The organism is Klebsiella sp. 2019SCSN059 (assembly GCF_021739525.1).
GTDB classification, from domain to species: domain Bacteria; phylum Pseudomonadota; class Gammaproteobacteria; order Enterobacterales; family Enterobacteriaceae; genus Klebsiella; species Klebsiella quasipneumoniae.
Map to the genome: position 1 here is coordinate 30,627 of NZ_JAKKOM010000006.1, position 17,544 is coordinate 48,170.

General features: G+C 58.6%; 15 protein-coding genes. 7 read left to right on the top strand and 8 right to left on the bottom strand.

The features are described from left to right. The first annotated feature begins 190 nt into the window (after window positions 1-190). Complete coding sequence (locus L2I46_RS09265) at window positions 191-385, top strand: hypothetical protein (protein WP_236947791.1); 195 nt, start codon at window positions 191-193, stop codon at window positions 383-385. 31 nt (window positions 386-416) lie between these two features. Then, window positions 417-1,139 (top strand): MurR/RpiR family transcriptional regulator, encoded by a 723-nt coding sequence (locus tag L2I46_RS09270; protein ID WP_064158087.1) that lies wholly within the window; start codon window positions 417-419, stop codon window positions 1,137-1,139. A gap of 108 nt (window positions 1,140-1,247) precedes the next feature. Here L2I46_RS09270 and L2I46_RS09275 read toward each other — a convergent pair whose 3' ends face one another. The 4 genes from L2I46_RS09275 to L2I46_RS09290 form a co-directional block, all read right to left on the bottom strand. Further along, complete coding sequence (locus L2I46_RS09275; RefSeq protein WP_236947793.1) at window positions 1,248-2,627, bottom strand: family 4 glycosyl hydrolase; 1,380 nt, start codon at window positions 2,625-2,627, stop codon at window positions 1,248-1,250. A gap of 12 nt (window positions 2,628-2,639) precedes the next feature. Beyond that, window positions 2,640-4,199, bottom strand: a complete 1,560-nt coding sequence (locus L2I46_RS09280) for a PTS transporter subunit EIIC (protein ID WP_236947796.1) — start codon at window positions 4,197-4,199, stop codon at window positions 2,640-2,642. A gap of 247 nt (window positions 4,200-4,446) precedes the next feature. Continuing rightward, a complete protein-coding gene (locus L2I46_RS09285) occupies window positions 4,447-6,162 on the bottom strand; it encodes an AsmA family protein (RefSeq protein ID WP_044525058.1) in 1,716 nt (571 codons plus the stop codon). Window positions 6,163-6,313: 151 nt separating this feature from the next. After that, entirely contained in the window at window positions 6,314-7,705 is a 1,392-nt protein-coding gene (locus tag L2I46_RS09290; RefSeq protein ID WP_004150226.1) for a nucleobase:cation symporter-2 family protein, read from the bottom strand. Window positions 7,706-7,988: 283 nt separating this feature from the next. Here L2I46_RS09290 and gltS point away from each other — a divergent pair, with 283 nt between their 5' ends. After that, entirely contained in the window at window positions 7,989-9,191 is a 1,203-nt protein-coding gene (gltS, locus tag L2I46_RS09295) for a sodium/glutamate symporter (protein ID WP_032454381.1), read from the top strand. Window positions 9,192-9,411: 220 nt separating this feature from the next. Here the strand turns inward: gltS and glpK are convergent, their stop codons facing one another. Further along, window positions 9,412-10,923, bottom strand: a complete 1,512-nt coding sequence (gene glpK, locus L2I46_RS09300; protein WP_236947798.1) for a glycerol kinase GlpK — start codon at window positions 10,921-10,923, stop codon at window positions 9,412-9,414. Window positions 10,924-10,944: 21 nt separating this feature from the next. Continuing rightward, the gene (locus tag L2I46_RS09305; protein WP_012967047.1) at window positions 10,945-11,796 is read right to left on the bottom strand and encodes an MIP/aquaporin family protein; all 852 of its coding nucleotides are present in this window, start codon (window positions 11,794-11,796) and stop codon (window positions 10,945-10,947) included. Window positions 11,797-12,238: 442 nt separating this feature from the next. On the opposite strand from L2I46_RS09305, the gene zapB reads away from it, so the two are divergent. From zapB to L2I46_RS09325, 4 genes are all read left to right on the top strand, one after another. After that, window positions 12,239-12,484: a septal ring assembly protein ZapB gene (gene zapB / locus L2I46_RS09310; RefSeq protein ID WP_086075620.1), complete on the top strand. Its 246-nt coding sequence runs from the start codon at window positions 12,239-12,241 to the stop codon at window positions 12,482-12,484. A gap of 152 nt (window positions 12,485-12,636) precedes the next feature. Further along, entirely contained in the window at window positions 12,637-13,626 is a 990-nt protein-coding gene (locus L2I46_RS09315) for a sulfate ABC transporter substrate-binding protein (RefSeq protein WP_023291381.1), read from the top strand. Between the two features lie 189 nt (window positions 13,627-13,815). Beyond that, window positions 13,816-14,586 (top strand): CDP-diacylglycerol diphosphatase, encoded by a 771-nt coding sequence (locus L2I46_RS09320; protein ID WP_072199002.1) that lies wholly within the window; start codon window positions 13,816-13,818, stop codon window positions 14,584-14,586. A 64-nt stretch (window positions 14,587-14,650) separates the two neighbouring features. Beyond that, window positions 14,651-15,955, top strand: a complete 1,305-nt coding sequence (locus L2I46_RS09325) for an SLC13 family permease (RefSeq protein WP_023291379.1) — start codon at window positions 14,651-14,653, stop codon at window positions 15,953-15,955. Window positions 15,956-16,046: 91 nt separating this feature from the next. On the opposite strand, the gene tpiA is transcribed toward L2I46_RS09325, so the two are convergent. Next, on the bottom strand, window positions 16,047-16,814 hold the full coding sequence (tpiA, locus tag L2I46_RS09330; protein WP_002922909.1) for a triose-phosphate isomerase: 768 nt from the start codon (window positions 16,812-16,814) through the stop codon (window positions 16,047-16,049). 109 nt (window positions 16,815-16,923) lie between these two features. Further along, entirely contained in the window at window positions 16,924-17,523 is a 600-nt protein-coding gene (locus L2I46_RS09335; RefSeq protein ID WP_023291378.1) for a YiiQ family protein, read from the bottom strand. Window positions 17,524-17,544: the final 21 nt, after the last annotated feature.

Here is a 17,544-nt window from a genome sequence, read left to right on the forward strand (position 1 = left end):
GCAGAACAGTCTGAGACAAATCCGTTCAAAATCCATGAGTTACACTTTTTCATACTCTTTTCAGGCTAACGCGATCGCAAAATACATGAAACATATTCTGATAATGACCTAATTCATCTTCCTGCGGCAAAGGCTGATAAAAAATGTAACCGGTACCCATCTGTGGTGCCGCCAAGGGAATTGTGCCCATATGAAAGATCCTGTTTTGTCCGTCAAAGAGAAAATGTGCTACGGCATCATGGGCGACGGCGCCACCCTCCCCATTATTCTCGCTTTGTTCACCCTCGTTCCGGGGGAGAGGGTTTTTTTATTCCATTTTTGTACAAAAAGTAACATTCATTTCAGTCTGGTGACTCAGGCCGCAGACGCTATTCCTGAACGGTGATAGCGTATGCTGCCGCTGAGAGGAGCCCGCCATGGACTTAGAAAATATCTTTCGTGACGTGAAGCTAAGCAAAACGGAAATGACCGTGCTGCGCTTTATCCAGAACGACCCGGAGCTGTGTATCCGCCAGGGGATCCGCGCCGTGGCGGAGCAGTGCTACAGTAACCCCTCCTCGCTGGTGCGGTTGGCGAAAAAGCTTAAGTTCAGCGGCTGGCTGGAGCTGGTCTATTTCATCAAGTTCAATATCACCATGCCGAAGCTCGATGTCACCAACGATATCGACTATATGAGCATTCAGCCGGCGGAGGCGCTGACGCCGCTGCTGGCAAGCCTCGCGCAGCAGCGCGTCCTGATCCACGGCAGCGGCTTTTCGCAGCTGATTGCCCAGTATATTTATAACAAGTTTCTCGTCACTGGGGTGAATGCCAGCCTGGCGCTGTGGCCGGATTACGAAATCCTTGAGCAGAAAAACGCCGCTCGCTTCGACTCCATCTGGATCATTTCTAAATCCGGGCGCAGCAGCTCGGCGCTCAACTGGGTGAAGGCCATGGAGGGGAAGGAGATCAACCTGGTCTGCTTTACCGGTGATTATCAGAGCCCGCTGGCGCAGGCTGCGGATACGGCGTTTATCATTCACGATCCGCAGAAATTCGACGATGATATTTACTGGAGCAACCCGTTTTTCGGCTACTGCATCCTAGGCTTTGAGCGGCTACTGAAGATGTGGTTTACCCGCGCACGTAGCAATAGCTAGCCCCGCTAAGCGCAGTGCCGCCGGGCAATATATCAGGCGCCGCGCCGCCATGTTGCCGGGTGGCGGCTGCGCCTTACCCGGCCTACGCGTCCAGGTCCGGTCAGTGATTTACCGCCAGGCGGCGAACTGCTTATCGTCGAGATAAGCTTCGACCAGGGTTTTCGCCAGCGACCAGGAACCGATCAGCGGGTGCGCCATCAGCGCCCGCACCGCCAGCGACTTATCCTGCTGCAGGATCGCCGCTACCGCCAGCCGCTCATACTCTTTCACGCAGGAAATCATATTCTTCTGCGCCGTCGGCACCTTCGTCGGCGTGACCGGCTTGAGGCCCTCCCGGCTCAGGTCGCAGCTGATCTCAATCACGTCGTCAGGGCGCAAAAAGTCGAGCGTGCCATTATTCTGGATCGACACCACGATCCGCTTGGTGGTGGTGCTGTTCACCGCTTCCAGAATATCCAGCGCCACCCCGGCATAGCCGCCGGTGTCCGGCTCTTCGATAAACTGCCGCAGCGTCAGCGGCTCGCGGGTATGAAATTTCTCCTGCCGGGATTCGTTCTGCATATAGCTGTTTTCCCGGCGCAGGTAGTGCTGCATCCAGATATTGAAGGCGGCTTCCGGCTGCGTTCTGGCATCCACGGTGCGCAGCGCCTGGCGCATCTCCTGATTGATACGGGCGATCTGCTCCCCGCGCGTTTCACCTGCCCCCTGAATCGCCTTCAGCGCCTCGTCGCGATAGTAGTAATAATAGAGATATTCGTTGAGTAACTGGTTATCGCACAGCCGCACCAGCTCGGGTGAGAAGTACTGCATCGCGGTCTTCTGGTACAGCGCCGGGCTGGCGATCAGCCGCTCGGTCACCGCTTCCCCGCGCACGGTGAAGTGGGTAAACCAGGAGAAATGGTTCAGCCCATAGCATTCCACGCTCAGGTCGCGCTCCTCACAGCCGAGGATCGCCGGCAGTTCACGAATCAGCTCGGAAGGCGCATCGCAGATCCCATAGACCCGACGCTTAAAGCCGGACTTGACGATCGCTTCTGTCACCAGACCTGACGGGTTGGTAAAGTTAAACAGAATGGCGTCTTCGGCGGCATGGGCTTCGATCAGCCGGCAATAGCCGAGGATCGCCGGGATCGAGCGCATGGCCATCGCGAAGCCGCCGGCGCCGGTGGTCTCCTGGCCGAGGGTGTTATGCTGCAGCGCAATGCGCTCGTCGCGAATGCGGCTTTCATCGCCGCCGACCCGCAGGGTGGTAATAATATAATTGGCGTTTTGCAGCGCCGCGACCGGGTCGGTGGTGGTCGTGAAATGAATATCCGGGCGAATGGTCGTAAATACATAGCGGGCAATTTCGCCGAATATCGCCAGATTATCCGCAGAGTTATCGAGAAAAACCACCTCCGTTAAACCAATGCGGTGAGCATTATAGGCCAGAGATTTCGCTAAAAATGCAGAGCGAACGCCGCCCCCGCCTAATACGGTTAATTTCATACAAACTCCTCATTAATTTTCTGCTAACCAGTTATCAACCCGGGAACGTACCTGTCCCACTTTTACGCCATAAATAACCTGAACTTCATTACGATTGCGCACCACGCCGTTGGCGCCGGTATTTTTTAATTGCGCGTCATCAACTTGCGCCATATCGCGCACGGCTACGCGCAGACGAGTAAAACAATTATCGACGGAGAGAATATTCTCCTTGCCCCCGAGGCCGCGGATAATGTCATCGGTAACCGACTGCGGCTGCGCGACTTTCTGGCGGTACTCCGCTTTGCTGTAGAGCTTCACGCTCTCGTCATCTTCCCGGCCCGGCGTTTTCAGATTCAGCTTCACCACCAGGGTGCGGAAAATCACGTAGTAGACGGCGAACTGGCCGATCCCGATAAGGACATATCCCGGCCAGCGCGTTAAGGAGACCGGCAGCGGCAGGTTATAGATCAGAAATTCGATCAGGCCCGATGCGCCCCAGGGGCGTACGGTGAAGAGGTCGCAAATGGCCTGCGAGGCGGCGGTTAACGTCGCATGGATCACCCACAGCAGCGGCGAGACAAACAAAAAGGTGAACTCAATCGGCTCGGTGATGCCGGTCAGCATGGAGGTGATAATCGCCGGCAGCAGAATCGCCTTAGCCATGACTTTTTTCTCCGGCTTCGCGGTGTGGTAGAACGCCAGCGAGGCGCCGGCGAGGCCGAAGATGGTGGTCATCCCTTGCTGTGAGAAGCGTAGGGCCTCATTCATCACCGGGGTCAGATCCGGGTGGCGCATATAGGCGAGGAAAATGGCCTGGGTACCCGAGACCACCTGGCCGTCCACGTTCAGGGTGCCGCCAATCTGGGTGAGCTGGAAGGGGGACCAGACAAAATGGTGCAGGCCGGTCGGGATAAGAAATTTTTCAAAGAAACCATAGACGAAGACCCCGGCGACCCCGGCATTTTTCATAAAGCCGGTGAGGGCGGAGATGCCGTGGGTCATAAACGGCCAAATCCAGGTAAAGGCGATGGCGTAGAAGATAACCACCGGCGTCATCGCCACCAGCGTCAGCTTGGCGCCGCCGTACATCGACAGCGCGCCGGGCAGGTCAATGGTAGAGACTTTATTGTGCACCCACGCGATGGTGCAGCCGAGAATAATGCCAAGGAAAACGCCCATATCCACCACCACAAAGCCCAGCAGCTGGGTTTGCCCGGTGCCATAATATTCACCGTTAATTTTTTCGGCGAGTCCGTGAGTGTGTTCCAGCCAGGAGTGGTTGGCGCCAAGAAACATAATGAAGCACATCACCGCAACCAGCGCGACTTCGTTTTTTTTATCTTTTGCCAGACCATAGCTAATGCCGACGCAAAATAATAAGCCGAGGTTGCCAAATAAAGGCCAAAAGGTGTCGCCGAGCATCTGCCCAAGCTGGTGCAGGAAACTGGTTTCAGCAATTAATGTCGGATTAGTTAATACTGAACTGAGGGCCAGAATTAAGCCAATGACCGGCAAGAACAATACGGCGCCGATCATGGCCCGGGAGAATTTTTGCATATTCTCCAGAATACGCTGACGTATTTCAGGCATGATTGATCCTTTTATATTTTTGTAGGGACAGGGAGCGGTTTTTTATCGACTTCCAGTATTTTGGTTATAGCAACTCTGATATTTGAAGGGAACCAGTAGCGGTAAATAGGCACAGATAGCCGCTTATTGCACACAGGTTTCAGAATGCCTGCAGACCCTCTCCCTGACAGGGAGAGGGCGTAGCCAGAGCGGCGTTTTTGCTGAGAAGCCTTCCCTCTCCCGTGGGGGAGAGGGTGATGGGATATCGCTATGGCGTGACGGGAGCGGGCGCTGGCGCGGCGGGGGCGGTATTGACCTCGCCGTTGCGCATCGTTTGCGCCACCTGCTGTTTCTCCATGTTCACGGCGCTAAGCTGTGCGTTGACCGTCGGCTTGAGCGGGGCATCGGCCTGCACGCTGCCGCTGGCGGTCAGCTGGAGATTGCCATCCCCGCTGATGGGGAGCGAAGGCCAGCCCCAGGCCTGCAGAATATTCAGCGGCACGCCGCGGCCGTTCAAGCTCAGATTGACCTGGCGCTGCGGCAGCTGGGATACCGCGGCGGTGGCCTGCAGAATACCGCGCTCGGTGAACGCGCTGAGCTCAGTGATATTGAGCGTCGACGCCGTGGCGCTCAGCTTGAGTGAAGGGCGGCGCACGTCAATTCGGTTAAAAGTCGCCGCCGCGGCGTTCAGCGTCGCACTACCGTTCCACACCCCCCAGCTGCCGTTTTTCACCAGCTGAAGCTCGCCGCCATAGCCATCGAGAGCGGTAATTTGCCATGGGAAGGCAGGGTCCACATCGATGATCAGGTTGCGGCTGGCGCTGAATTTTTTCAGCGTCAGGCTTTGCAGCCAGGCCGGCAGCGGCGTCATCCACAGCGGCTTCCAGTTCGCCGGCAGCGTGTACTCCAGCCCGGCGAAGGCGGTGTCGTCGAGCACCAGCGCGTTACCGGCGCGCAGCCAGTTGCCGGAGGTTCGCACCATGCCGCCCTCCCAGCGCGAGGAGAACTGGCGCAGGGCAATACCCTGGGGTGAAAATTCGGCATTCACGATCGGGTCGAAAAAGTGCAGCGAGCCGTAGATAAATTCGCTGGCATTCATCGACAGCGTGCCGTCCTGGCTCTGCCAGCCGCCGTGACTGAGCGTCAGGTTGCGCAGGTTCAGGTCGAGGTCGGTTACCGCCCAGTCCGGCCCCTGCAGGCGGGCGTCGGTGATATCCAGGCGGCCAATCTGCAGAGAGGGGACCGTGGTTAACGGCGCGAAAAAGTCGGCCAGCGAGGCGGCGCTCTGCAGTCGGATCTCATTTAGCTGAAGGTTATCCACCAGCCAGCTGCCGTCGGCGCTGCGTTTCGCATTGCCGGTTAAGGTGCCGCGGGCGACATCGGCGCCGAGGGTGGAGAGGGTGACTTCGCCCTGATCAATCTTGCCCTGAATCAGGACGTTGCTGGCTTCGACGCCGTTGAGCGTCATTGAACCCGCGCTCATCTGGATCTGCGCCGTTTTCCCCAGCACATTGCCTGCCTCCGGCGCCCATGGACTGACGCCGCCGGTGACGCGCTGCGCGCTGAGCGCCCAGCCGGTTTCCGGACTATTGAAAGCCATATTGCGCAACATCAGCCGGTCGGCAGCGAACGGCAGGTCGGCAGAGTGGGGGGACAGATTCAGGGTGCCGTCGTTAAGGACAATCTCATCCGCATGCAGCGGGTCGCTAAACTGGCGGGTGCTGAAGCCAATATCGACCGTTTTCGCCACCAGGGTTGCCGGCTTGCCTTCCCGGCCAAAGGTGACGTTTTGCAACTGCACATGCAGAGGGGAGGAGAAATCATGATCCATCGCATCGAAGGAGACCTGCCAGCCGGTGCCATTGCTGAGCCAGGCGCTGGCCTGGCGGGCGCCCCAGTGGGTTTGCAGCAGGAACCACGCGCCAACCATGACGAGCAGCAGAGCGACTAGCAGCCAGAGAATCAGCTTTCCAAGAAATTTCATGGTCTTCCATTCTGTGAGATGCACATAACCGTGTTATGCCCGATTTAGGCGCACTTCTCAAGGCAGGCGTGGTTTATTTCCGTGACGGAGCAGGCGGTGGAGGACAACAGGGGGGCGTCCCGGCCGATGGCACGACCGGGGGCGCGTTAAATCAGGCTTTTTCCGGCGGGAAAATTAAATTCAGAACAATCGCCGTGATACCGCCGGCGGCGATGCCGGAGGAGAGCAGATTCTTCAGCCAGTCCGGTGCGAACTGCAGGATCAACGGCTGTTGCGACACGCCGAGGCCCACCGCCAGCGACAGGGCGATAATCAGGATCGCCCGGCGATTCAGCGGCTCGCGGGAGACGATGCGCACGCCGGACGCGGCGATGGTGCCGAACATCACCAGCGTGGCGCCGCCAAGCACCGGCTCAGGGATATGCTGTACGAAACCGCTCACCGCCGGGAACAGCCCGAGGACGATCAGCATCAGCGCTACCACAAAGCCGACGTAGCGGCTGGCGACGCCGGTCAGCTGGATCACGCCGTTGTTCTGGCCGAAGCAGGAGTTCGGGAAGGTGTTGAAGACCGCGGAAACAAAGGAGTTGAGGCCGTTAGCCAGCACGCCGCCTTTCAGGCGTTTCATATACAGCGGACCGGAGACCGGCTGCTCGGAGACATCGGAGGTGGCGGTGATATCGCCGATGGTTTCAAGGGAGGTGATCATAAACACCAGCATCAGCGGCAGCAGGAGGCTCCAGTCGATGCCGAGGCCATAGTACAGCGGCGTCGGAACGGTGATGAGGCTGCTGTTGGTCGGGGCGGTGTTGGCCGGCAGCATATCGAGGAACCACGCCGCCAGATAGCCCGCCGCCATGGCAATCACCAGCGAAGCGATGCGCAAATAGGGATTACGCTGGCGGTTGAGAATGATGATCAGCGCCAGCACGATGCCCGCCAGCAGCAGGTTCTTCGGCGCGCCGAAGGTGTGGTCGGCCATCGCCGCGTAGCCGCCGCCGATGGAGGTCAATCCGACCTGAATCAACGACAGGCCGATAATCATCACCACCACGCCGGAGACCAGCGGGGTAATGATGCGGCGCGCCAGATGCAGGACGCGGGAGAGAACCATTTCCGTGCAGCTGGCCAGCATCAGGGTGCCGAACAGGGCGGCCATCATTGTCGGGACGTCGGCGCCGCCGGTTTTCAGCGCGGTGCCGCCCATGATGAGCGGGGCGACAAAGTTGAAGCTGGTGCCCTGGATGGAGAGCAGTCCGGAACCGACCGGGCCCCAGGCTTTGATCTGAATAATGGAGGCCACGCCCGAGGCGAACAGCGACATGCTGATGATATGTTGGGTATCTTGCGCCGGGAGACCGAGAGCCTGGCAGATTAACAGCGCCGGGGTGATCACCGCGACAAACATCGCCAGCAGGTGCTGGAAGGCGGCGAACAGGGTTTGCGGTAGCGGTGGGCGATCTTCGAGGCGGTAGATTAATTCGCTGGCTGGTTTATGCGCAACCGGTTGCGCATTTTCTGACTCTGCGGTGTTAACGGACATCACAAGCAATCCCAAGGTGGCAAAGCGGGAATTTTATCGGACTGTAGACCAAAAGCAAACGTTTGCCAGCGTTTGCCCATAAAAATTTATGCCGTGAATATGCGCAACGAGATAATTAACATTTTGTATGCTAAATCGCATCATTCAGGATACAAAATATGTTTTTCTGTCATTTTTTCCGCCGTTCTGCGTAAAATCCCCCTCTGACTCCTCATGATGAGAAGCTAAAGACACCAGGAATATCGTCGCGTGTGAATGGATCATGCGCCATAAGGAGCTTTTTATGTTTCATCTCGATACCTTATCGACGCTCGTTGCCGCAACGCTTGTGCTGTTACTCGGCAGAAAACTCGTCCAAACCGTTCCCCTCCTCAAGCAATACACCATTCCTGAACCTGTTGCCGGCGGTCTGCTGGTGGCGCTGGCGCTGCTGGTGCTGAAAAAAAGTATGGATATCGAAATTGATTTCGATATGAGCCTCAAAGATCCGCTGATGCTGGCGTTCTTCGCCACCATCGGGCTTAACGCCAACCTCGCCAGCCTGCGGGCGGGCGGCAAGGTGCTGGGTACCTTTCTGATTGTGGTGGTTGGTCTGCTGCTGCTGCAGAACGCCCTCGGTATCGGTATGGCGAAGCTGCTGGGGCTGGATCCGCTGATGGGTCTGCTGGCCGGCACTATCACCCTTTCCGGCGGCCACGGCACCGGCGCGGCGTGGAGCAAGCTGTTCATTGAGCGCTATGGTTTTGCCAATGCCACGGAGGTGGCGATGGCCTGCGCGACCTTCGGCCTGGTGCTCGGCGGTCTGATCGGCGGCCCGGTGGCGCGTTACCTGGTGAAGCACTCTTCCTCTCCTGACGGGACGCCGGACGATCAGGTGGCGCCGACCGCCTTTGAAAAGCCGGACGTGGGGCGTGTCATCACGTCGCTGGTGCTGATCGAGAGTATCGCCCTGATCGCCATCTGTCTGACGCTGGGCAAGGTGGTTGCGCAACTGCTGGCGGGCAGCGTCTTTGAGCTGCCGACCTTCGTCTGCGTGCTGTTTATCGGCGTGATCCTTAGCAACAGCCTGGCGCTGGCGGGGTTGTATCGGGTGTTCGATCGCGCGGTGTCGGTGCTGGGCAACGTCAGCCTGTCGCTGTTCCTCGCCATGGCGCTGATGAGCCTCAAACTGTGGGAGTTGGCCTCCCTGGCGCTGCCGATGATTATTATCCTGGCGGTCCAGGCGTTGGCGATGGCGCTGTATGCGGTGTTCGTCACCTACCGGATGATGGGCAAAAACTACGATGCCGCGGTGCTGGCGGCGGGCCACTGTGGGTTTGGTCTGGGGGCAACGCCGACGGCGATTGCCAATATGCAGGCGATTACCGACCGTTTTGGCCCGTCGCACATGGCCTTCCTGGTGGTGCCGATGGTGGGGGCGTTCTTTATCGATATCGTCAACGCGCTGGTGATTAAGCTGTTTCTGCTGCTGCCGGTGTTTGGCTGATAAAAACCCGGAGGCGGTGCGCTACCTGATTATGCGGTCTGCGGGCTGTGTAGCCCGGGTAAGGCGTTTACGCCGCAACCCGGGGATACCCCGGGATTTATGCGTTGGCGCGGCTTCTCCCCGGCTCGCGCTGCGCTTAGCCGGGCTACGGGGTGTGCGGCCTGCTGGTTGTATCCCGGCCAAGGCGTTTACGCCGCCAGCCGGGAATACCTCAACAATCTTACGCTTCGTCGTGCTCTTCCCACGCCAGGGCGCGTTTCACTGCTTTCTTCCAGCCGCTGTAGCGATAGTTGCGCTCGGTGGTTTCAATGCCCGGGCGGAATTCGCGCTCAATCACCGCTTTCTCCTGCAGCTCATCAAGGTTCTGCCAGAAGCCGACCGCCAGCCCGGCCAGATAGGCGGCGCCCAGGGCTGTGACTTCGCGCACTTCCGGACGCTCCACACGGGTGCCGAGGATATCGGACTGGAACTGCATCAGGAAGTTGTTGGCCACTGCGCCGCCGTCCACGCGCAGGGCGTGCAGACGGATACCGGAGTCAGCCTGCATTGCTTCCAGCACGTCGCGGGTCTGATAGGCGATGGACTCCAGCGTCGCACGGATAATGTGGTTCGAGTTCACGCCGCGGGTGAGGCCGAAAATCGCGCCGCGGGCATACGGGTCCCAGTAAGGCGCGCCAAGACCGGTGAACGCGGGCACGACATACACGCCGTTGGTGTCCTTCACTTTGGTGGAGAAGTACTCGGAGTCGAACGCATCGCTGATGAGCTTCATCTCGTCGCGCAGCCACTGAATGGAGGCGCCAGCCATAAACACCGCCCCTTCCAGAGCGTAGTTCACCTCGCCGCGCGGACCGCAGGCGATGGTGGTCAGCAAACCGTGAGTGGAGGTCACTGCTTTTTCGCCGGTGTTCATCAGCATAAAGCAGCCGGTGCCATAGGTATTTTTTGCCATCCCTTCCTTGACGCACAGCTGGCCGAACAGGGCCGCCTGCTGGTCACCGGCGATCCCGGCGATAGGAATACGGGTCCCGCCTTTACCACCGATGTTGGTCTGGCCGTACACTTCGGACGACTTGCGCACTTCCGGCAGCATGGCGCGCGGAATATCCAGCGCGTCGAGCATCTTATCGTCCCAGTCCAGGTCGTGGATGTTGAACAGCATGGTGCGCGAGGCGTTGGTGTAGTCGGTGACGTGCACGCGACCCTGGGTCATCTTCCAGATAAGCCAGGTGTCCACGGTGCCAAACAGCAGCTCACCGCGCTTCGCACGCTCACGGGAACCTTCGACATGGTCGAGGATCCATTTCACCTTGGTGCCGGAGAAGTAGGGGTCCACCACCAGGCCAGTGGCCTTGCGGATATACTCCTCCATCCCGTCACGCTTGAGCTGCTCGCAGATCTCTGCGGTGCGGCGGCACTGCCAGACGATGGCGTTATAGATCGGTTTGCCGGTCTCACGCTCCCACACCACCACGGTCTCACGCTGGTTGGTGATACCGATGGCCGCGATCTGATCGGAGTTGATATCCGCTTTGGCCAGCGCTTCGACCAGCGTCGAGCTTTGGGACGCCCAGATTTCCATCGGGTCGTGTTCGACCCAGCCTGGCTTAGGATAAATTTGTTCGAATTCTCGCTGGGAGACGCTGACGATATTGGCATCATGATCCATCACAACGGCCCGGGAGCTGGTAGTGCCCTGGTCAAGCGCAACGATATATTTTTTGTCGGTCATAGTCGGTGTCCCGTAGTCAGATTACAGCGAAGCTTTATGTTGAGTGGTGGAAGAGGAGGGGCTCTGTTGCTCTTCGTCCACGCAGGTGTCGCAAGGCAGGTGGCGGCCAATCAGCTTACGATAGCTGAACGCGCCCAGCGCCGCGCCGACCACCGGTGCGCACAGCGGCACCAGGAAATAAGGTATATCTTTGCCGCCGGTGAAGGCGACATCACCCCAGCCGGCCAGCCAGGCGAAGGCTTTCGGGCCGATATCACGCGCCGGGTTCATGGCGAAGCCGGTCAGCGGGCCCATAGAGGCGCCAATCACCGCGATCAGCAGGCCGATCAGCAGCGGCGCCAGCGGGCCGCGCGGCACGCCGTTGCCATCGTCGGTCAGCGCCAGGATGACGCCCATCAGGATAGCGGTAATCACCATCTCTACCGCGAAGGCCTGCACAAAATTGATATGCGGGTTCGGGTAAGTGGAGAAGATGCCAGCCAGATCAAGGCTTTCCACGCTGCCGCGTACCATATGGTGGGTGGTTTCATAATCGAGGAAAAGATTGTAATAAAGCCCGTAAACTAATGCCGCAGCGCAAAAGGCGCCAGCGAATTGCGAAATAATAAAAGGAACCACTTTGCGGCCATCGAAGCAGGCGAACAGCCAGAGCGCGATGGTCACCGCAGGGTTAAGGTGCGCACCGGATACCCCGGCGGTCAGGTAGATCGCCATGGCGACGCCCAGACCCCAGATGATGCTGATTTCCCATTGTCCGAAGCTGGCTCCCGCGACCTTGAGCGCAGCCACGCACCCAACGCCGAAAAAGATCAACAACCCGGTACCGAGGAACTCTGCGATGCACTGGCCTTTTAAGGTTGATGTTTGGCTCATAATCGAATCCTGAAGCGTGGTGATGATTATTGTATGTAGGGTGGTCACAGACGACCATATTGCCATGTAGGCATAGTGTTAATTTATCGTTAACGAGCAAAAACGAGAAATATCGAACTTCAAATGTGTGTACCACGTCAAGAAAATGAGCGTTTTCGCGCCATTCGCGCGCATTGAGCGCGCTGCCGGAGCGTTTCACCTCGCATTTTGTTAACCATAAAATTAACAATGGCTCATGAAGTACGAGCGAACTGCGCTGAAAGTACCAGGTAAAGACTGAAAAGTGTTGCAAACCGCAATCTGCGCGGCTTGCCGCTGGACAGGGGAGGCGGGGATTCATACAATCGACGATAACACCGCTATGTGCGCTAATTTTCGTTAAGGCGGGACCGCGTATACGAAACACCAGTTTCTATCAACGCCTTGCAAGTTCAGGAGAGGTATGACGATGTCATTAGAAGTGTTTGAGAAATTAGAATCTAAGGTTCAGCAGGCGATTGATACCATCACTCTGTTGCAGATGGAAATCGAAGAGCTGAAAGAAAAGAACAACACCCTGGCGCAGGAAGTTCAGAGCGCGCAGCATGGTCGTGAAGAGCTGGAGCGCGAAAACAGCCAGCTGAAAGAGCAGCAGCAGGGCTGGCAGGAGCGTCTGCAGGCGCTGCTGGGCCGCATGGAAGAAGTCTAATCGCTTCGCGCCCTCTCCCGCCAGGGAGGGGGTGATCCTTATCCCTTCCTTTATACTCGCAAGTTATAGCCAATCTTTTTTTATTCTTTAATCATTGAATCGCTTTCTGGCACGCTTAGCCCATCACAACACGACATAAAGAGAGCGGTGCGATGAATAAGTGGGGCGTAGGGTTAACTCTGTTGCTGGCATCCGCCAGCGTTCTGGCAAAAGACATTCAGCTATTAAACGTATCTTATGATCCAACGCGCGAGCTGTACGAACAGTACAACAAAGCGTTCAGCGCGCACTGGAAGCAGGAGACCGGCGACAACGTGGTGATCCGCCAGTCGCACGGCGGCTCCGGCAAGCAGGCGACCTCGGTGATTAACGGTATTGAAGCGGATGTGGTTACGCTGGCGCTGGCCTACGACGTCGACGCGATCGCCGAGCGCGGCCGTATCGATAAAAACTGGCTGAAGCGCCTGCCGGATAACTCCGCGCCCTATACTTCCACCATCGTGTTCCTCGTCCGTAAGGGCAACCCGAAACAGATCCATGACTGGAACGACCTGATCAAACCGGGCGTGTCGGTCATTACCCCGAACCCGAAAAGCTCCGGCGGCGCTCGCTGGAACTACCTGGCGGCCTGGGGCTATGCCCTGCATCAGAACCATGGTGACCAGGCGAAAGCCCAGGAGTTCGTCAAGGCGCTGTATAAAAACGTGGAAGTGCTGGACTCCGGCGCGCGCGGTTCGACCAATACCTTCGTAGAACGTGGGATCGGCGATGTGCTGATCGCCTGGGAAAACGAAGCGCTGCTGGCGACCAACGAACTGGGCAAAGACAAGTTTGAAATCGTGACTCCGAGTGAGTCGATTCTGGCTGAGCCGACCGTTTCGGTGGTCGATAAAGTCGTGGATAAGAAAGGCACCCGCCAGGTGGCGGAAGCGTACCTGAAGTATCTCTACTCGCCGGAAGGCCAGGAGATTGCGGCGAAGAACTTCTACCGTCCGCGCGATCCGAACGTGGCGAAAAAATATGCTAATGAATTCCCGAAACTGAAGCTGTTCACCATCGATCAGGAGTTCGGCGGCTGGACGAAAGCGCAGAAAGCGCACTTCTCCAACGGCGGCACCTTCGACCAGATTAGCCAGCGTTAAACCTCTCCAGCCCCGCTCCGGCGGGGCTTGCTGCCATCGCCCTGCGGCGGCTGTGCTTGCGCGGGCCTTCAGGCCGCCAGCGTAGCCCGGGCAACGCGCCAGACGCCATCCGGAAAAGCGCCCCGCCCGTCATCTGTTTTCATTTAGTCATCAAATTACGTTACTCTTCCGCTTCAGGCTTAACAGGGAATGAAAATGAGAAGAGTAAGATACTTTTTGCTGGCGCTGCTGGTGGCGATCCTCGCGGCGCTGGCCGGCGGCTACTACTGGCTGCACTCTGGCAACCCGGACGCGTTGCGCAAGATTGTGCTGCAGCAGTGCGTTCCCCATCAGCAACAGCAGCAAAACCCGTCGCCGTGCGCCGAAGTGAACCTCAAGGGCGGCTATGTGCTGTTTAAAGACCGTAACGGCCCGCTGCAGTATTTGCTGATGCCGACCTACCGCATTAACGGCACCGAAAGCCCGCTGCTGTTGGATCCGCTGACGCCCAACTTCTTCTGGCAGGCCTGGCAGGGGCGTGAAATCATGAGCCAGCGCCACGGCGCGCCGGTCCCGGATAACGCGGTATCGCTGGCAATCAACTCGCGCAGCGGACGCACGCAAAACCATTTCCATATTCATATCTCTTGCCTGCGCCCCGATGTGCGCGCGCAGTTAGATAAGGATGCGGCGGCGATCAGCAGCCGCTGGCTGCCGCTACCGGGTGGGCTTGAGGGCCATGAATACCTGGCGCGCCGGGTGACGGAGGCGGAGCTGGCCCAGCGCAGCCCATTCCTGATGCTGGCGGAAGAGGTGCCGGAGGCGCGTCAGCATATGGGACGCTTCGCGCTGGCGATGGCCCAGCAGAGCGACGGCTCGCTGGTGCTGCTGGCGACGGAGCGTAACCTGCTCTCCCTGAACCGGGCCTCGGCGGAAGAGATTCAGGATCATCGCTGCGCCATCCTTAACGCAAACCACTAGTTCTGGCGTTTACCTGTCTTACCTGTCGTCGTATTCTTGCTGAAAAAAACGACAGGAGACAGGCATGTCGCTCTGGCTTACCCACCCGCTGTTCCTCCCTTCACTGATTGTCGGCGTCACCATTGTGCTCTGGGCGACGTCGCTGCTGCCGGAGTTTATCACCGCGCTGCTGTTTTTCGCTGCGGCGATGATGGCGAAAATCGCCCCGCCGGAGGTGATCTTTGGCGGCTTTGCCTCCTCGGCCTTCTGGCTGGTGTTCAGCGGTTTTGTGCTCGGCATCGCGATCCGTAAAACCGGGCTGGCGGACCGGGCGGCGCAGGCGTTGTCGGCGCGGCTAACCGACTCCTGGCCGCGGATGGTCGCCAGCGTGGTACTCCTGAGCTACGCCCTGGCGTTCGTGATGCCTTCCAACATGGGGCGCATCGCGCTGCTGATGCCGATCGTGGCGGCGATGGCCCGCCGGGCGGGCATTGCCGACGGTAGCCGCGGCTGGTTCGGCCTGGCGCTGGCGGTGGGATTCGGCACCTTTCAGCTGTCGGCGACCATTCTGCCCGCCAACGTGCCGAATCTGGTGATGAGCGGCGCGGCGGAAGGCTCGTACGGTATCCACCTGAATTATGTCCCCTATTTACTGCTGCATACGCCGGTGCTTGGCTGGCTGAAAGGGGCGGCGCTGGTGGCGCTAATCTGCTGGCTGTTTCCTGGTAAGCCGCATCCGCCGCGCGACCTGGCGCCGCTGCCGGCGATGAGCCGCGACGAGAAGCGTCTGGCGTGGCTGCTGGCGGTGGTCCTCACGCTGTGGGTGACCGAGAGCTGGCACGGCGTTGGCCCTGCGTGGACCGGCCTGGCGGCGGCGGTGGTAACGCTGCTGCCGCGGGTGGGCTTTATCAGCGGCGAGGAGTTTGCCAGCGGCGTGAATATGCGCACCTGCATCTACGTCGCCGGGATTCTGGGGCTGGCGATCACCGTCACCCAAACCGGGATTGGCGGCGTGGTGGGCAATGCGCTGCTGGAAGTGATGCCCCTGGATAAAGACAATCCTTTCACCAGCTTTCTCGCTCTGACCGGGATAACCAGCGCGCTGAACTTTATTATGACCGCCAACGGCGTGCCGGCGCTCTACACCACCTTTGCCCAGAGCTTTGCCGACGCCACCGGCTTCCCGTTGCTGAGCGTAATTATGATTCAGGTGCTGGGCTATTCCACGCCGCTGCTGCCGTATCAAGCGTCGCCGATCGTGGTCGCGATGGGGTTAGGCAAGGTCCCGGCGAGGGCGGGGATGCTGCTGTGTCTGGCGCTGGCGGCGGTGAGCTATTTGATTTTGCTGCCGCTGGACTACGCCTGGTATCAGCTGTTGGGGAAACTGTAGCGGCAAAAAAAGCCCGGCTTGCGCTGTGCGAAGCCGGGCTTCAGAGATTTATCAGTCATCCCGGTCGCGTGTCGCCGCCGGGAAAAGCGGATTAGGCTTTTTTCGCCGCTTCTGCAGCTTTCACGATCACCGCGAAAGCGTCTGCTTTCAGGGAAGCGCCGCCAACCAGCGCGCCGTCGATGTCCGGCTGGGTGAACAGCTCTGCTGCGTTGCCAGCGTTAACGGAACCGCCGTACTGGATGATCACTTGCTCAGCGATTTTGGCGTCAGCTTTAGCAATGTGGTCACGGATGAATTTGTGCACCGCCTGAGCCTGAGCCGGGGTCGCGGATTTGCCGGTACCGATAGCCCATACGGGTTCGTAAGCGATAACCACGCCTTCGAAAGCGGCAGCGCCCTGTGTTTTCAGTACCGCGTCGATCTGACGCGCGCAAACTTCTTCCGTTTTGCCCGCTTCGTTTTCCGCTTCGGTTTCACCGATGCACAGTACCGGAGTCAGACCCTGCTCTTTCAGCACGGCGAATTTCTTCGCGATCAGCTCGTCGGATTCTTTGTGGTAGGTACGACGCTCGGAGTGGCCGATGATGATGTACTGCGCGCCGATATCTTTCAGCATTTCGGCGGAGGTTTCACCGGTGAAAGCGCCGGACAGGTTCACGTCAACGTTCTGCGCGCCCAGGTGGATGTGGCTGCCTTCTGCCGCACGCTTAGCCAGGTCCAGATACATTTCCGGCGGGGCGATGGCAACTGCACAGCCGCTTACGCCAGCCAGCTCGGTACGCAGGTTCGCAACCAGTTCGTTTACCATGTGGCGGCTGCCGTTCAGTTTCCAGTTACCCATCACTAAAGGATGTCGCATTTTAATTCTCCACGCTACTTAAGCGAATTAAGGAATATAGCCGCCCCCGAGGGCAGCATGGTCTGTGAAACAGTATAGAGACTCGTCACTGGAAAGGCTTTGCTTTTTGTCATTTATTGTTACCTTCCAGCGTTTCAGATAGCGCCAGCTTAATCGGTTCAATAGCGAAGGTCAGACCCTTTTCGCCATGATCTGCCACCACATAGCGCACGGCGCCCTCGGTGTCGGCGAAGTAGCGTTTGCCTTTGCCGGCGGTCAGCAGTTTCTGCAGTTTTTGCTGGCTCTGCGCCGGGCTAAGGGTGGGCACGAAGGCGCGGATCATGGCGCTCATATACTCCAGCGCTTTGGCCTTCGCCGCTTTTTGCTCCGGCCCCTGGATCGGCAGCCAGGTGATCTGCATGGATTTGATCTTCAGCGTGCCGCGCTCCAGCGCGGTGGAGGCATAGAGATTTTCGTTTATCTTGCTGGCGGCGCGGGTCAGGTTAGCCCGATCGCGGCTGGTTGATATGGAACGGAATTCATTCAGAGGCAGCTTCGGGTTATCGGCGTTAAATTTTTCCCGGAACTGGCTGATCGACAGGTCAAAGCTCGGTGCGCCGGCGAGCAGGTAGGGGGCAGCGGTCGTCGATTCGCTTTCTGCGGACAACGCGTGCGGGCCGACGGCAAGGCCCATCAGCCCACTGAAACACAAGATTGTCCACTTCTTCATGCCCGTCGTTCCTTTTTTTGC

Bases quoted from the DNA above. Each gene is read 5' to 3' on its own strand.
- gltS (WP_032454381.1), top strand. From the start codon at position 7,989: ATGTTTCATCTCGATACCTTATCGACGCTCGTTGCCGCAACGCTTGTG.
- L2I46_RS09315 (WP_023291381.1), top strand. From the start codon at position 12,637: ATGAATAAGTGGGGCGTAGGGTTAACTCTGTTGCTGGCATCCGCCAGC.
- L2I46_RS09325 (WP_023291379.1), top strand. From the start codon at position 14,651: ATGTCGCTCTGGCTTACCCACCCGCTGTTCCTCCCTTCACTGATTGTC.
- L2I46_RS09285 (WP_044525058.1), bottom strand. From the start codon at position 6,162: ATGAAATTTCTTGGAAAGCTGATTCTCTGGCTGCTAGTCGCTCTGCTG.
- L2I46_RS09265 (WP_236947791.1), top strand. From the start codon at position 191: ATGAAAGATCCTGTTTTGTCCGTCAAAGAGAAAATGTGCTACGGCATC.
- L2I46_RS09275 (WP_236947793.1), bottom strand. From the start codon at position 2,627: ATGAAATTAACCGTATTAGGCGGGGGCGGCGTTCGCTCTGCATTTTTA.
- glpK (WP_236947798.1), bottom strand. From the start codon at position 10,923: ATGACCGACAAAAAATATATCGTTGCGCTTGACCAGGGCACTACCAGC.
- L2I46_RS09280 (WP_236947796.1), bottom strand. From the start codon at position 4,199: ATGCCTGAAATACGTCAGCGTATTCTGGAGAATATGCAAAAATTCTCC.
- tpiA (WP_002922909.1), bottom strand. From the start codon at position 16,814: ATGCGACATCCTTTAGTGATGGGTAACTGGAAACTGAACGGCAGCCGC.
- L2I46_RS09305 (WP_012967047.1), bottom strand. From the start codon at position 11,796: ATGAGCCAAACATCAACCTTAAAAGGCCAGTGCATCGCAGAGTTCCTC.
- L2I46_RS09335 (WP_023291378.1), bottom strand. From the start codon at position 17,523: ATGAAGAAGTGGACAATCTTGTGTTTCAGTGGGCTGATGGGCCTTGCC.
- L2I46_RS09290 (WP_004150226.1), bottom strand. From the start codon at position 7,705: ATGTCCGTTAACACCGCAGAGTCAGAAAATGCGCAACCGGTTGCGCAT.
- L2I46_RS09270 (WP_064158087.1), top strand. From the start codon at position 417: ATGGACTTAGAAAATATCTTTCGTGACGTGAAGCTAAGCAAAACGGAA.
- L2I46_RS09320 (WP_072199002.1), top strand. From the start codon at position 13,816: ATGAAAATGAGAAGAGTAAGATACTTTTTGCTGGCGCTGCTGGTGGCG.
- zapB (WP_086075620.1), top strand. From the start codon at position 12,239: ATGACGATGTCATTAGAAGTGTTTGAGAAATTAGAATCTAAGGTTCAG.